Annotated in this window: 3 protein-coding genes; all 3 read left to right on the top strand. The window is 43.3% G+C overall.

Annotated features, from left to right (window positions below; all coding sequences use genetic code 11):
• Positions 1 to 10 precede the first annotated feature (10 nt).
• The 3 genes from ACNFN4_RS14915 to ACNFN4_RS14925 are packed head-to-tail and all read left to right on the top strand — an operon-like array spanning position 11 to position 17,000.
• Entirely contained in the window at positions 11 to 5,719 is a 5,709-nt protein-coding gene (locus ACNFN4_RS14915; protein ID WP_448200282.1) for an SDR family NAD(P)-dependent oxidoreductase, read from the top strand.
• The gene (locus tag ACNFN4_RS14920; RefSeq protein ID WP_448200283.1) at positions 5,719 to 13,101 is read left to right on the top strand and encodes an SDR family NAD(P)-dependent oxidoreductase; all 7,383 of its coding nucleotides are present in this window, start codon (positions 5,719 to 5,721) and stop codon (positions 13,099 to 13,101) included. The genes ACNFN4_RS14915 and ACNFN4_RS14920 overlap by 1 nt, the downstream gene beginning before the upstream one ends.
• A 50-nt stretch (positions 13,102 to 13,151) precedes the next feature.
• Positions 13,152 to 17,000, top strand: coding sequence for an alpha/beta fold hydrolase (locus tag ACNFN4_RS14925; RefSeq protein ID WP_448200284.1), 3,849 nt, complete (start codon positions 13,152 to 13,154; stop codon positions 16,998 to 17,000).
• The last annotated feature ends 2 nt before the right edge of the window (positions 17,001 to 17,002 follow it).

Here is a 17,002-nt window from a genome sequence, read left to right on the forward strand (position 1 = left end):
AATGAGACAGGTGGCCAGTAATCAAAACTATCAGTTCACATTAACAATTAAACATACGGACTATATTGTCAGGGATCACCGGGTGCATGGCACCCGGATTATACCCGGTGTCACATTTTTAGATATGATATACCGTATGGCGCTGAGCAAAGGTTTGCCTATTGAAGAACTCGAGTGTCAGAATATTTTGTATTTGGAACCTGTAGCAACATCGGATACCTTTGACAGAGAAATCCGCATCCGTTTTCAGGGATTGGAACAGGGATGGGAAATTCAGGCGAAGAGCAGAAAAGTAAAAGATGACCGCATTCTGGATGAAAGCTGGGATGAGAATATGACCTGCAGGCTCATGCCGAAAATCCCGGAAAGCATGAGTTCAATCAATATTGATGAAATCAAACATGCCTCCGTCCGTGAAGCCGATATGGAGATATGTTATGACTATTTAAAAAAGGTCGATATAGAACATTTTGAATTTATGAAGAGTCTGGGGAAGGTTTATGCGTCTGACCATTCTGTACTTGCAGAGTTGACGCTCAGCCAAATTGCCAATCAATATACCGGCTATTTTCAATTGCATCCCACTTTTCTTGATGCGTCTACCATCATATCGATCCTTTATCAGGCATGTCCCGAATATTTTACTCAAGGATCTCCGGCAAGCCGGATGAAAACGTATATTCCCATTCATATTGAATCTTTCCGTATGACGAAGCGCCTGGAAGACAGGTGTTATGTGTACATAGAGAAGCAAGACCAAAATCATGATTCAGGGGATGTTATCCAAGTAAGTTACGGTTTATACGATGCACACGGGGAGATGATCGCTTATTTTACGCGGCTGTCTGTGAAACATATTCGCTCAAAAGATTTAATTGAAAACCTGAAGCAGACTCGTTTGGAAACTGAAGCGGCTTCTCAGCCAAAAGACAGCCTGATCAGAAAAGATTCAATCATAAATCGAAGCGAAAGCATCGAGACACACCTTAAAGAATTAATATCCGGGGTTTCAAATATAGATCTGCGTGACATAAGGACAGACATTGGTTTTTATGAACAGGGCCTGGATTCAGCTTCTTTGCTTGCCATTGTCAAAGAACTTGAAAACAAAACAGGGGAACAGCTGTATCCTACACTCCTGTTTGAGCAGAAAACGATCCGGGAACTCGCCGCGTATATTAAAGAAAATCAAAAAATGTCCAGTTATTTCTTAACGCGAAATCTACCGGCTGAAAAGCCTGACTTGAAAGAAAGTAAGAACGAAAATCTTTCCGCTCTTATAACAGAAGGAGACATTCAGCAGCTGATCGCAGATATCAAAGGGACTGCTCCTGAAACACTCTCTGTTGTAAAAGGTTTTTATGAACAAGGCCTCGATTCCGTAACACTTATGCAAGCCGTAAAGGCATTGGAAGAGAAAACAGGCAGGGAACTGTACCCTACTTTATTGTTTGAGTATCCGACGATTCAAAAACTTGCAAATTATTTTGCAGAGAGCGGCGAAAAGACTTCCGTTGAAAAAGACCGCCCTCTTCATCATGGAGAGAATCATACGGCTCTGACCTATTTAACGCCGCATTGGAGACAAAAGGCTGCCGCTTGGGACCCGAATTGCGGAAATAAAAAGAAAAGAACATGCCTGCTGTTTCAATATGACAGAGAGCTTTTTCATTTTATGCGGGAAAATGCTGAAAATGGATTCGAAAATACACAGATCATTCTCGTTTTATCAGGGAATCGTTTCTCCTATCACGGAGACGGTGTTTATGAGATAGATCACAGGGAGGAAGCTCACTTTGACAGGCTTGCAGCTGATCTGAAAAAAAGGGGGCAAATGCCCGACACCGTGGTTTACGGGTGGCCGGAAGGGTCATTTGCCGGCCCGGAAAAAATAAGTGAACAGCTTTCTAAAGGGGCTTACCCGCTATTCTTTTTCAGCCGGGCATTGATGCGCAGCAAGGCGGAAAAAAAGGTTGTATCGCTTTTCCTTTATCCGGCGGACCATAAAAATGATCAGCCGCTTTACGCTTCAGTCCATGGCGCAGGGCAGTCTATTTTGCTTGAGAACCCGAAACTGGCCCTTAAGACAATCGGGATATCAGTTTCAGACAAGTCATCGTTGCCGGAACTTACAGCTGAAATCATCAGAGTCGAATCTACGAAAGCGCATCCGGGAGAAACCGATCTTTATTATGAAGGAAATGTGCGCTGGGTCCGAGCCTTACGGGAAGCGGAACCGGCTCAAAACGCAGGTTTCTCCTTTAAAGAAAACGGAGTATACATGATTACAGGAGGGGCCGGCGGCTTAGGCCTTATATTTGCAGAACATATCGCAGACCAAACGAAAGCCAATATTATTTTAGCGGGCCGTTCTGAACTTACGGAAGACAAAAAGAACAAAATCAGCCGAATGAAAGCAGGCGGTTCTTCGGTTCAATATATAAGAGGTGATTTTTCAGATAGCCGCGATGCAGAGCGAATCATAAAAACCATTAAAAGGCAATTCGGAGAAGTCAACGGTGTGATACACAGTGCCGGTGTGACGCACGATGCTTTATTGATTCAAAAATCAAAAGATGAAATTCAGGAAGTGATCGCTCCGAAAATAAATGGGACGGTCTTATTGGACAGCTTGCTGCAAACCGAACCTTTGGACTTCTTTGTGATGTTTTCATCAAGCAGCTCGATGTACGGGAATATCGGACAGACGGATTACGCATTGGCCAACCGCTTCATTGATCTTTTCGCTGAGTGGCGTGAAGGAATGAGGCGGAAAAAAGAACGCTCCGGCGTCTCAGTAGCCATCGGCTGGCCGCTATGGGAAGACGGCGGCATGAAAGTGGATAAACAAACTGAAAAATGGATGAAACAAAAAATCGGTATGGTTCCCCTTAGTAAAACCAATGGGATCAAAGCTTTTCAAGATTCACTCTCTCTGAACGCATCACAGCTGATCGTGTTTGAAGGTGACAAAGAAAAATTAGAATCTGCACTTCAAGATACCTTCATAGAGGATGAAAACTGCAAGATCCAAATAAATGAGAAAGCTGATACAAGGCATGAGGACATTGCCATTATCGGATTAAGCGGGAAGTATCCGATGGCTGAAGACTTATCTCAATTTTGGGAGAATTTAAAGAGCGGAAAAGATTGTATTACAGAAATCCCGCCTGACCGCTGGAATATGGATGATTTCTTCAGCGAAGACAGAGATATGAAAGGGAAGTCTTACAGCAAGTGGGGAGGTTTTATCAGCGGAGCCGATCAATTTGATCCGCTTTTCTTTCATATTTCCCCAAGGGAAGCAGAACTTATGGATCCCCAGGAAAGGCTCTTTTTAGAAACGGCCAAAAATTGTTTTGAAGACTCAGGGTACCCGAGAAACATGCTGGAAAAGATGAAAGTCGGTGTATTTGTCGGTGCCATGTGGGGCCAATATCAACTATTTGAAGGGGAAGAAAATGGAGCGGCTTTCTCGCCGGCTTCCGTCTATTCTTCAATAGCCAATCGGGTGTCTTATTATTTTCATTTAAAAGGTCCGAGTTTGGCTCTGGATACAATGTGCTCTTCATCACTGACCTCTATTCATTACGCATGCCAAAGCATACATTGCGGAGAGAGCGATATGGCATTAGCCGGCGGAGTGAATTTGTCAATACATCCGAATAAATATAAGTTCCTCAGTATGGGACAGTTTCTATCAAGTGACGGCAGATGCCGGAGTTTTGGAAAAGACGGAAGCGGTTATGTTCCCGGTGAGGGAGTCGGAGCCGTATTGTTAAAACCATTGAAAAAAGCAATAGAAGATCAAGATCAAATATACGGTGTGATTAAGGGAAGCGCCGTTAACCACGGAGGAAAGACGAGCGGATATTCCATACCGAATCCGGATGCGCAGGCGGAGGTCATTTCAGAAGCGCTTCGTAAAGCTGACATTGATCCGAACACCGTCAATTATATTGAAGCGCATGGAACGGGGACGTCATTAGGCGATCCGATTGAAATTCAAGGACTGAAAGATTCCTATCAATTGAACCATCCTTGCGCCATCGGTTCGGTGAAATCAAATATCGGACATTTAGAATCTGCGGCAGGAATCGCTGCGGTAACGAAAGTGCTTCTCCAAATGAAGAATAAGCAGCTTGTTCCTTCTCTGCATTCCGATATTGTTAATCCGTTTATAGATTTTGATCAGGTTCCTTTTCAAGTGCAGCGGAAAGCGGCTGAATGGAATATTCCGCAAAACAGCAATGCTGTTCACCCTTTGAGAGCCGGGGTAAGCGCTTTTGGGGCAGGAGGAACAAACGCGCATCTTATATTGGAAGCGTATGAGCCGCCAAAAGCTTTTGACCATCAAAGCGGCCGAGTGATCTTTGTTTTATCGGCTCAAGACAAACAACGGCTGATAAAATATGCAAAGGTTATGGCTGATTTTCTATCAGAAAATGAATCGAAGGATAACAATCATAAACTGCGTCTTCAGGATATTGCCTATACACTTCAGACGGGACGAGATCATATGGAAGAACGGCTGGCGATAGTGGCAGATTCCGGGCAGGTCATTGCTGAAGAGCTTTCAGCTTATATCAGGGGTGAAAAAAGCAGCTTGAGCCATACCGGTCATACATTCGAATCAGAAGTTCACAATGAAATGCCTCACGTTTGTTCAGATTACGCCGAAGCAGCATCCAAATGGGTAAATGGAAGAAAGATAGATTGGGAGACTTTTGAGGTGAATCGGAATGCTCGCAGGATTTCTATTCCGGGACAACCGCTGATCAAACAGCGGTATTGGATAGCGGAAAAAGGGGACGCACTTGTTTCAGCGGATGTGAGTAAGCCAGGTCATCCTTTCTTGGGGAGTAACACGTCCGATTTTAATCAGTTCAGTTTCACGAAAAAAATCAGCCGTAATCATCCGTTCGCACTAAGTCTGTCTGAAGGAAACGTGTCCTTTTTCCCTTATGCATCTTTGGCTGAAATGGCTATCGTCAATGCAGCGGAGGCATTTGGACAACCAGTTCATACATTAACTGATTTATTGTGGACCGAAAGCATGAACGGAATGACTGTACGGGAACTGATGATTACGCTGACGCCTGAGCGCGGCTTTGCGCGATTTGACATATATGCAAACACAAAAAGTGAGAATAAAGTACGTCTTGCCAGGGGAAATGCGCATATTGTTAAGCCTGAAAGCGGTATGCTTCCTGAAGCGCTTGATATTGCTGAAGTCAAATCAGAAATGACTGAACATCCGGCTGAAGCGCCTTTTGTCATTGAATCAGCGAAAAACAGTGACGGAATGCTGTCGCTTCATTCATTGCCGGATGAGCTTTATGCAAAAAGAGAGAATTTTACGATCTCTCCTGAAGCGCTTGAGTCCGCGATTCAAGCCAGTGCGTTTTTTGTCAGCGGAGAAACCTTCCCGGAATTGATCGGAATGGGAGCGGCGGATGTCTATCAGCCTCTCGCTCAAAATTTTTATGTCTATACTCAAAAAGAGAACCGGCAGAACAGCCGTGATGTAACGTGTCATATGACATTTACAGATGGAAACGGAAGCATTCTGGCAGAGTGCAGAGATGTGAGATTCAGATATGGTCATGAAAAAGACACTGTTCAGACGGACGACGAACTCATTCGTCTCCTGCGTCAATTGGAAACCAATGATATTGATCAGAAGGCAGTATTGAAACAATTAATGGGGGAAGAATGATGAACGGAAAACGTGAACAAATCAGCGATATTCTTGATCTGATTCAAACAGGACAAATGTCGGCTGACGAAGGCTATGCCCGTGTGACATCCATTCAGAATCAAAAATCACGGGCATCGAACCATCCGCTTTTTTATTACAAGCCGGAATGGACAGAATCGTTCATTCCGAGTAAGAAGAGCGTACCCTTGACGGGATTGCTCCTGATTTTTGCAGAAAATGAACGGCAAATACAAGAATTGAGCGGTTTGTTTAAGGACTGTACTCTCTTGTTTGTCATCCGTGGAAAAGAATTTGCTGTTTTACATGATGATACGATTTGTATGAACCACGTGAAAAAACACGATTATCTAAAGCTGTTCCGATACATTCATGATCATTATCAGCTGCCCGAAAAGATTCTTCACTTGTGGTCTGATTCTCAGGCTGACATGAGTAAAGGAGGTATACAGAAACAATTGGAAAACGGATTGTTTTCTCTTCTGTATATTACACAGGCGCTGATTGAACTAAAATGGAAAAAGATAATAAAGCTGACGCATATTTTTCAAACTGAGAATAAAGAACAACTGCCGCTGCATCATGCGCTCGGCGGATTGGTGAAAACCGTTCACCAGGAACACCCCAATTTTCACTATCAGATTATCAATATCACGCAATCAGAGGGTGCGGGAGCCGCTCTTCCAGCAATAGCGGACATATATCAGAGAGAGTGTGACGAAAAACGGGATATCCATTTTGAAGTGCGCTATGAAAACGGCAGACGTTTTACGAAAAGCTATAATAAAGCCGGCTCATTCGATTTAACTCAGCCGCTGAAACATCATGGGAATTATCTGATTACAGGAGGCCTGGGCGGTCTCGGTTATATTCTGGCAAAACATCTGTCGGAAAAATGGAAAGCGAATCTCATATTAACGGGGCGCTCTGATTTAACTGAAGAGCAGGAGAAAAAGATCGAATATTTAAGAAGTTCAGGTTCAACAGTTGAATATATCCGATCTGATGTTTCAAAACAAAGTGATGCTGAACGGATGTTTGCTTTTGCAAAAGAGCAGTTCGGCACCTTACATGGAGTATTTCACAGTGCCGGCGTACTCCGTGACTCTTTTATCTTAAGAAAGACAAAAGAAGAAATTGATCAAGTCACAGGTTCGAAAGTTTATGGCACGTTGTGGCTGGCGGAAGAAATCAAAAAAATGAAAGTTGAATTACTTGTCTTGTTTTCATCCACATCGGCAGTCTTCGGCTCAGCCGGCCAATGTGACTATGCTTTCGCCAATGCCTTTCTGGATCAGTATGCAGCAGTTATGACCGCGACAGAGTCTGCCGAAAGGGTAGTGTCAGTCAATTGGCCGCTATGGACTTCCGGCGGGATGAATATTGACGATGAAGGAGTATCCTACATGAAACAGGAACTCGGTCTTGACCCGTTAGATGACAGTGACGGAATACAGGCTCTGGAGAACAGCTTGTGTCAATCATCTGAACAGCTGATTGCCCTGAAAGGCCGTAAAGAAAAGATTGAGGATGTGCTGAAGCGTGCCGGCACAATCAGCTTTCATTCAGAGCAGCAGGAAGATGCCGATTTGCAAAACGATGAATTAAGACAAAATATAATCAGTTATCTGAAAAATATAATGTCAGAGGAATTGAAATTACCGGCCTCACTCATAGATGAAAAACAATATCTGGAGAAATACGGCATTGATTCAGTGATGATCATGCGTCTGACTAAAAAGCTGGAGCAAAGTATCGGCAGATTGTCGAAAACATTATTTTTTGAGTATCATTCAATATCGCAGTTAGCCGAATATTTCCTGAGTCATCACAGCGAACGAATGATGAAACTGCTGAACCCGGCCGGCACATCTGAACTTGTTTCATATCAAAAAAAGCCAAAAAGAAAACCAGTGGAAACAAAAGCGCCGGTACGCTCTGAAGGAGAAGATTCAAAAGAGCACATTGCGGCCGATCCCCTTTCTGCTGATATAGCGATTATCGGTGTCAGCGGCAGATACCCGGGTGCGGAAAACATCAGGGAGTTCCAGAATGTGCTGATGAATGGACGGGATTGCGTAAGCGAAATTCCCGATGACCGGAAGGAAATGCTGGAGGGAAGCTGCTATAAGTGGGGAGGTTTTCTGAAAAATCCAGACCGGTTTGATCCTTTATTTTTCCGGATATCACCGAAAGAAGCGGCTTTTCTTGATCCTCAAGAACGCCTCTTTTTAGAGACAGTGTACAATACCATAGAGGATGCGGGTTATAAACCTTCAGATCTGACCCGCAAAAAGGTCGGAGTATTTGCAGGCGTCACATATGGAAGCTATCAATTTTTCGGCGTTGAAGAATCACTTAAAGGAAATGAACTGGCCGTCGGGTCTCCATTTTCTGCAATAGCAAACAGAATATCATATTTCTTTAATTTTAAGGGGCCGAGTATGGCGGTTGATACAATGTGTTCATCCTCTCTTAACGCCATTCACTTAGCCTGTGAAAGTATACGAAGAGGAGAAAGCACCCTTGCTGTTGCGGGCGGGGTCAATCTTACGCTTCATCCGAATAAATATACATTATTAAATCAAAGCCGCTTCTTTGCAAGTGATGGCCGATGCCGTACATTCGGCGAGGGCGGTGACGGTTATGTACCGGGAGAAGGAGTGGGATCCGTACTTTTAAAGCCGGCGGCGGAAGCGGTAAGGGACGGAGATCATATTTATGCGCTGATTAAAGCGACAGCGGTCAATCACGGAGGGAGAACAAACGGTTTTACGGTTCCTAATCCGAATGGTCAGTCTGAACTGATACAGGACGCGCTTCAGAAAGCTTGTATTGACCCTCGTACAATTAGTTATATTGAAGCTCACGGAACGGGAACTTCTCTGGGAGACCCGATTGAGATCACCGGATTAACAAAAGCGTTTCGGGAATTTACGGAGCACACTCAATATTGTTCAATCGGTTCTGTCAAATCAAATATCGGCCATCTTGAGGCCGCAGCGGGAATTGCCGGTTTGACAAAGGTTCTTTTGCAAATGAAACTGAAAAAACTGTTTCCCTCCATACATGCGGAGACGTTGAATCCAAATATTGATTTTAAAGCATCTCCCTTTTATGTACAGCGGTCATTGCAAGACTGGAAGAAACCGAAACTGCAGGAAAACGGAAAAACAGTAACTGTTCCGAGAAGAGCGGGGATCAGCTCATTCGGAGCCGGAGGAACGAATGTTCATATCATTATAGAAGAATATGAAGAAACAAACGTCTCAACAGAACATGTTGAGAACGAACCGCATATTGTCCTGTTATCTGCCAAAGACAATGAACGTCTTCTTGAGTATGCCGAAAACATGAAAGATTTTATTCAACGTTCACTAAGTACTGAAGTAAAGGATAAACAGCCTGATATGAAAGAAAAGGTGAATGAAGTACTCAAACCGTTTGTTTCGGAATTGCTTCATATCCATCCGGAAGAAATTAATATTGCTGATCACCTGAGTGAATTTGGCGTAGGGCCTTTGGAATTAAGCCGGATGGCGGATTTTATTAACGAAATGTTTCATATTGAACTCACGATGTATGAATTAACTGATTGCGCCTCCATTCAAGCGGTTACTGAATACTTATTGAAGGAATATGCCGGAGCGATAAGAAACATGTTCCCGAATGAAGTGATGGAAGCCGGCCAATCGGAAAGCGTTGTTTTACGGGATCTGGCATACACTACACAATCGGGCAGAGAAGCGATGGAGGCCAGAGCGGCGATCACCGGTACCTCTCTTAAAGAAATGAAAGATAAATTATTTGAGTTTTGCCGCGGTGACAAGCAAGTTCCAGGCGTATATGTTAATCAGCAATCAGCAGATGCATTTGCTGAAAAAATGAAGGCGTTAACGGAAGGCAGAGCAGGTGAATTGTTTGTAAAGACCATTATTGAGAACGGTGAAGCGGAAAAGCTGGCTCAATTATGGGTTTGGGGGGCGGATATCGACTGGAAATCCGTTCATCAACATTTACAGCAGCCGGGTAAACGGATCTCAATTCCGACTTATCCGTTTGCAAAAGAACGTTATTGGGTTCCGTCCAGGACTGAGAAGGCAGAGATCCCTCAGCATTCTTTTCAACATCATTTGCAAAAAAAATGGAGGGAGAATCCGTTTGTAAATCCATCCGAAACAAAAGAGTACGGACTGACAGTAGCATTTGTAAATCAAGACACAGAATCAATTGCCCGCACCATTTGTTCGGATATAGATCAGGAGAATCTGATTGTCATAAAACATCACTCTTCATTTATAAAACACTCTGATCAAATGTTTGAGTGTTCTTTATTAGATGAAAACCACGCATACGACGTTATCCGTGAGATCTTCTCGGGCGGTGAGCGGCAGGTCGAAAATATATTTGATTTCTCAGATATCGGAAACCAGAGTGAAAATCAGAACGGCATCCCATATGGTAAATTCTTATTTATACAAGAAATAATTAAGCGGAGTAAAAAGGAAACACCATTATCCATTTTACAAATCACCAATGGCTTGCAGGTATTTAAAGCGGAAAAACCAAAGCTGACGGGGGCAGAGTCAGCGGCTTTTCTGAAAGCCCTTTCTGCGGAATACGGCTTTGTCCATGTGAAAACAATAGATATAGACAGCATGAAAGAAACGCATGAGCTGAAACAGATCTTTGAGAATGAAAGGGCGCAATGTACCGGAGAGAATGAAGTATGCTACCGCAGCGGCGTCAGATATGTTCCGTATTTTGAAGAAGAAAGAATCCATACTGGCGGGCCTGTTTCATTTCCTGCGGATAAAGCCATCGTGATTACCGGCGGGACAGGGGGCATTGGCAGAGCAATAGCTGAAGATTTGGTGAAACGGGGAGTGAAAAAACTCGTGCTGACGGGGACGCGTCCATTACCTTTGCGAAGTGAATGGGATCATTTGCTGAAAGAGGGCAGACAGGACGAAAAGACAGTCAGCAATATCAAACTGTTTCAAAGTTTTGAAGAGAAAGGTGTCAACTATCTGTATTACAGCGGTTCTCTCACAAATGAAGAGAAGCTGCGTTCATTCTTTCACCAAGTAAGCCTTGAATTTAAAGATATAAGCGGTGTCATACACTGTGCCGGACTGCACAGCGGCGGAAATCCGGCCTTTATTCATAAAAGAATGAGTGAATTTAAGACGGTGTACGGCCCGAAAGTCACTGGACTTCAGAATTTGGAGCGGATTTTTAATAATAGGCCGCTGGATTTCTTTATTCTATTTTCATCAATTGCTGCACAGTCACCCAAACTGTCGAAAGGAATGACTGATTACGCGTCTGCAAACGCATATATGGACTATTTCGCGGCTTATCATTTTCTAAAGGGGAGAACGTATTTCACGTCCATCAATTGGCCGAGCTGGAAAGAAGTCGGAATGGGTACTGTGACGAGTCCTTTATATGATGAATTGGGATTGGACTCTCTTTCCACACGGGAAGGACTGGCGGTTTTGTATCATGCACTGGAGAGAAAATCGGCCAATATCATTCCTATCGTGAAAAAAGGAACAGTGTTTCATGCAGACAGTCTCCTGAATATCAATAAAACCGGCAAGGCTTCATTTCCAGTGCGAAGACAGGAGACTCCCGACACTTTTGATCATTCAGAAGGGCTTGTCAGTGAACTTTCTGCCGTATTTGCCGAGGAATTGAGCATTCCCCTTGAAAAGCTTAACCCAAATACGGATTTTCAGGAATACGGTGTGGATTCTATACTACTTGTCAGCATTATACATCGTATAGAAGCAATGATTCAGAAAAAAATTGACCCTACTGTGCTTCTTGAACACAACACGATTCATGGTCTTGCGGAATATATCGGTAAGACGGCGCCGCCGTTGAAAAAACAAATCGAACAGACTGATTCTCAAAGCAGCAATCAGCATGATATGCAGTCTGTGATGAGCCGAAATACAGAACCGCAGACGGCTTCCTCTGCAAAGATAGCTGTTATCGGAATCGGATGTAAGTTCCCTGGAGCGGCTGATAAAGAGGAATTTTGGGACAATCTGAGAAAAGGGAAGAATCATATAAAAGAAGTACCTGATTCCCGGTGGAATATAGAAGAAAATTACTCTCCGGTGCAGCAAAAGGGAAAAAGCATCAGCAAATGGGGAGGATTTATCAATGGAATCGGCAGCTTCGATCCGGAGTATTTCCGTATGGAAGAGGAGAAAGCCATCCAAACGGACCCGCTGATAAGACATTTCTTAGAAACGAGTGTACAGACTGTACGGGATGCCGGTTATGAAGAAACAGAATTATCGGGAAAAAAAGTCGGCGTATTTGTCGGTTCCAGAATGGGCGGCTACGGTCACAAACTGCCGAAAGAAAGCAGCAGCCACATCGTCGGGCTTAGTCAAAACTTTATTGCTTCACATGTGTCGCATTTCTTTAATTTTCACGGTCCAAGCATGGTTTCTGATACCGCTTGTTCTTCTTCATTAGTCAGCATTCATTTAGCCTGCCAAAGCATAAAAAACGGTGATTCAGAGATGGCGCTGGCAGGAGGGGCGGATCTGCTTTTGGATGAAATTCCTTACCTGATGTTAACAGAAGGAGGAGCTCTTTCGCCGGACGGTCAGTGTTTTACTTTTGATGAAAGGGCAAACGGCTTTGTACCCGGAGAGGGTTTTGGCGCTGTTCTGTTAAAACCGCTGGAGAAAGCGAAAGCTGACGGAGATCGGATATACGGTATCATTGAAGCATCAGCTATTAATAATGACGGTGCGACAATGGGAATTACGACCCCGAATCCTAAGCTTCAAGAGCAGGTTATTCAAGATGCATTTGAAAAAGCCGATATCACTCCCGGATCAGTCAGCTACGTCGAAACTCACGGCACAGGCACGATGATTGGAGATCCGATTGAGCTACAGGCTCTGACAAAAGTATTCCGAAGAGACACAAACAAAACGCAATTTTGCGGAGTAGGAAGTGTAAAAACCAATATCGGACACTTATTAAGCGCTGCCGGAGCGGCAAGTTTCATTAAAGTGATTTTATCAATATGGCATAAGGAAATTCCGCCTACATTGAATTGTGAAACGCCAAATCCCCGCTTTGAATTTGAAAAGTCGCCTTTTTATCCGAATACAGAGCTGAGAAGCTGGAAGGATGGAAAACGGAGGGCGGGCATCAGCGCTTTCGGTTTTGGCGGAACAAACGCCCACCTTTTGGTAAGCGGCCTGGATGATTCATATCATTCCGTCAGAACTCCGCTGCCGCCTGCCGAGTTTGTCAGAAAAGAGTACTGGCCGGATTCAAATCGGAAAAAACAAATCAAACAGAATAAAAAACGGCTTCTTGAAATTATTGATGAAACAGAGTAGCACCTGCTCTGTTTCTTTACTTTGTAAAAGAAGAAAGGTTGTCGAGTTGCATGAGGTTCAGCGTATTAGTCAAACATGACGATTATATTGTTTCAGACCATGTCCTTCATCAAGTGCGTACGATACCCGGCGTAACGTATCTGGATTTAATAACACGATTTTTAGCTGAGAAAGGGATATCCCCCCGAAGTCTTGAAATCAAACATGTTTTATTCCGTGAACCTGTTGCGACGTCAGTCCATTTTGATAAAAAAGTCACCTTCCAGTTTACGGAACAAGAAAACGGCTGGCTTGTTGAAACAACAAGCAGGAAATGGGTCGCTGAAAAGGCGGAAGGTGAAGCGTCAGTCAACTTGCAGGCGGAAATCATAAGAAAAAATGCGATAAACGAAAAGACAATTTCAATCGAAGAATTAAAGAAAGGAGCCGTCCGGACTTCGGATGCTGAATCCGCCTATCGTAATTTGCGCAGGGGCGGCCTGATTCATAAAGATTTTATGAAATTGGAAGGTACAGTATATGAAGGTGAAAATTATATTCTGGGAGAGGTCAGTTTAAGCGGACTTTCAAAAGAATATACAGATGACTTTTACATGCATCCCGCATTTTTGGATGGGTCTCTCAGCTTGTTGGGAATCCTTACATCAGACTTGCCGGATGAAGGAACAAATGCGTTTATCCCTATATATATTGAGACATTCCGGGCACTGCATAAAACAACTGGGTCTTGTTTTGTGTATATTGATAAAAACAGTATAACGCAGCCGCCTTCTAAAGACATTTTATATGCGGACATAGAAGTATACAGGCCTGATGGAGAGCTTGCTTTTTATTATGAGCGATTCGGTGTGAAAAGAGTCAGAAATGAAAAATCAATACAAAGGCTGGAGCATTCCCAAAAAGCTAAAGAAGTCGGCAGCGCAACGAACAATAAAGAAATGATCAGAAATAATTTGATCCAAGAGATAGCCGGCATGATTGAAAAACCTGCTGAAACAGTGAAGAATGATATTTCCTTTTACGAGATGGGCTTGGATTCTAAACAATTATTAGACTTATCCAAAAAATTAGAACTGATGTTAGATACAAAGCTGTACCCGACTTTATTATTTGATTACTCCACAATCGGTGAATTGACGGAATATCTGCAGGAGAAATACGGAGCTGACATTACAGACTCTATCTCTGATACAGTTTTGCACCAAGACAGTCAAAAAACATTAACAGATGAGCTGTCATCCATTATTGGAGAGGTTACAGACACACCGCCAAATAAAGCGGACAAACACCAATCTTTTTACGAACTGGGTCTTGACTCAAAACAGCTGCTGCATATATCGAAAATGCTCGAGGAAAGATTGGATACACAATTGTATCCGACATTGCTTTTTGATTATAACAATATTCATGATTTAGCGGCTTATTTAGAAGAAAAATATGATGTGCGTAATACACCGGCTGCAGCTTTTAAAGAAAAAACGCAAACGAAAGAGCCGTCTGAAAAGCCGATGCTTGAATCTTTGTATTTACAAAAAGAATGGATTGAGTCGCCATTAAAGTCCGGAGAAGTACCTAAGGAAAATACATTGATTTTCGATTTCGACAGTTCATTGAGTGATGAAATCCGTAAGTGCATCGGCAGTGAAAATGTTATTTATGCGGAAGCCGCCGCTGAATATGAAATGGTAAATGAAAAGCATTATAAATTTAACCCGGAGCAGTCTGCTCATTACACCAGACTGTTAGATGATATGAAAAAGTCCGGAGCGTTTCCGGCGTCAATCATTCATTACCTGTCAAAAAAAGCTTATACTGAAGCGGCGTTAGACCTGACTCACAGCTTTTATTCAATCCTTTATTTAAGTAAAGCTTTGATCCGTCAAAAAACAAAAGAAAACATCAACATTCTGTACGTACATGACAAGGATCAATATACAAATCCGGTTTACGCCGCGATTGGAGGCTTTTTTAAAACGCTGAATGCGGAGCAGCCGAATATAAAGTGTAAAACGGTTGAGATTTCTTCAAGACAAACCATTGAAAAAGCACCTTTGCTTCTCAATGAATTAAGTGCCGGACATCATCGGGCTGTGAAATATGACGGCGATCAAAAAAGGTGGGTGACAGCATATAGAGACGCTTCGCTGCAAACAGGACAAAAGGCCGCAAAGTTTGCAAAAAACGGGGTGTATCTCATCATCGGAGGGTTAAGCGGCATCGGCTGGATTATTTCAGCGTTTCTTTATGCAAATCACGGAGCCAGCGTTATCATTGCCGGGCGATCGAAAATGACAGCAGACATGGAAGAAAAATTAGACAGCATCCGATATGACGGGGCAAGCATTTCTTATATCCAGGCTGACATGTCAGATAAGCAGCAGGTCATCAAGTTAGCGGAAAAAATTCGTGCTGATTATTCCGAAATCAACGGGGTCATTTACAGTGCAGGCGTGTTAAAAGACTCTCTCATTATGAACAAAACAGACGCGGAAGCTCAAGCGGTGCTGCAATCAAAGGTCAATGGTGTGATTCATTTGGATGAAGCGCTCAGAGATATGCCTTTAGACTTTTTTGTTTTGTTTTCTTCCATCTCCTCAGAAATCGGAAGTCTGGGTCAAGCCGATTATGCCTACGCCAATCGTTTTCTGGAGCATTTTGCCGAGTGGAGGGAATGTATGAGAAAGGCGGGGGGAAGATCAGGAAAAACCATCGCTGTAAATTGGCCTTTCTGGAAAGACGGAGGCATGTCAGTTGATCCCGGCATCCAAGATATTATGAAAAGGGAGTACGGACTTCACCCATTAGAAAATACTGCCGGAATCAAAGCTTTTGAACACTCGCTTCTCGGCCAAGGCCACCAGCTGATCGTGTTATACGGAGAAAAAGAAAAAATACAAAACGATTTCAAGCCGTTATCCGCCCGTTCAGCACCGCCTCTGGTAAGAGATTCAGCGATTGCAGCCGATTTTGATGCTTCGTCAATCGTTACGGAAGCTGAAAGTCCTTTCCGGATACTCGGCACGGCTTCCAATCGTCATCTCGACGATTATTTGCATTATTGGAGCAGACTGAAGAAAGGAGCCCTTCAGCACAATCAAAGCGATGCCGCAAAAAAACTCATCGCTTTTTACCAGACAGAAGAAACGGAAACCGTTCATTTTCTGGCAAACACAGAAAATGCCCGGCATATGGAGATATTGATGAGCGGTAAGGGCGAAACAATTTTACTGATTTGCGGTTTTGCTACCACTGCTTACATGTGGAAAGAACAAATGAAGGAATGGGCAGATCAATTTAATGTAATTGTCATACACACACCGGGTTACGGGCTGAGTGAGGGGAGCGCCGATTTTACACTGAGCGGGCTGGCTCAGACTTTTATCGAAGTGCTGAACGAGATAGGGATTGCTTGGCCGATCCACATTGCGGCAGCTTCTTGGGGAGGCATGATAGGGCAGAGGATAGCCTATGAATACCCTGAAAAAGTAAAAACACTCATTCTTTCCGGAAGTTACACCGAATACGAAGAAGACCCTGAAAGCAGTGTCGAGGAAAAACTGAAAAATGATTTTATAGCTATAGGAAAGTCGCATGAATATGAAAGTTTATACAGTAATCAATTCTTAAATGCTTCTATTGAACGTTTTATGAAGATACATCAACAAGAAGGCTATTCTACAACCGGCTTTTTAAAAGACATTCATACAAGAACGCTTATCCTTACGGGTGAGAAGGAAAGCGTAGTTGATCAGAAAGAAACAAAAAGGCTGCAGAAACTGCTGAGCAATGCAGAATTAAAGAAAATTAAGGGAGCGGGGCATCTTCCGAACATCACACATCCGGAAGAATTTAATAAAGCGGTGTCAGAATTCATCAAGAAATCGGTAAGTAAAGGATGAAA

This window comes from Bacillus sp. N1(2025) (assembly GCF_053470005.1).

Bases quoted from the DNA above. Each gene is read 5' to 3' on its own strand.
- ACNFN4_RS14925 (WP_448200284.1), top strand. From the start codon at position 13,152: ATGAGGTTCAGCGTATTAGTCAAACATGACGATTATATTGTTTCAGAC.
- ACNFN4_RS14920 (WP_448200283.1), top strand. From the start codon at position 5,719: ATGAACGGAAAACGTGAACAAATCAGCGATATTCTTGATCTGATTCAA.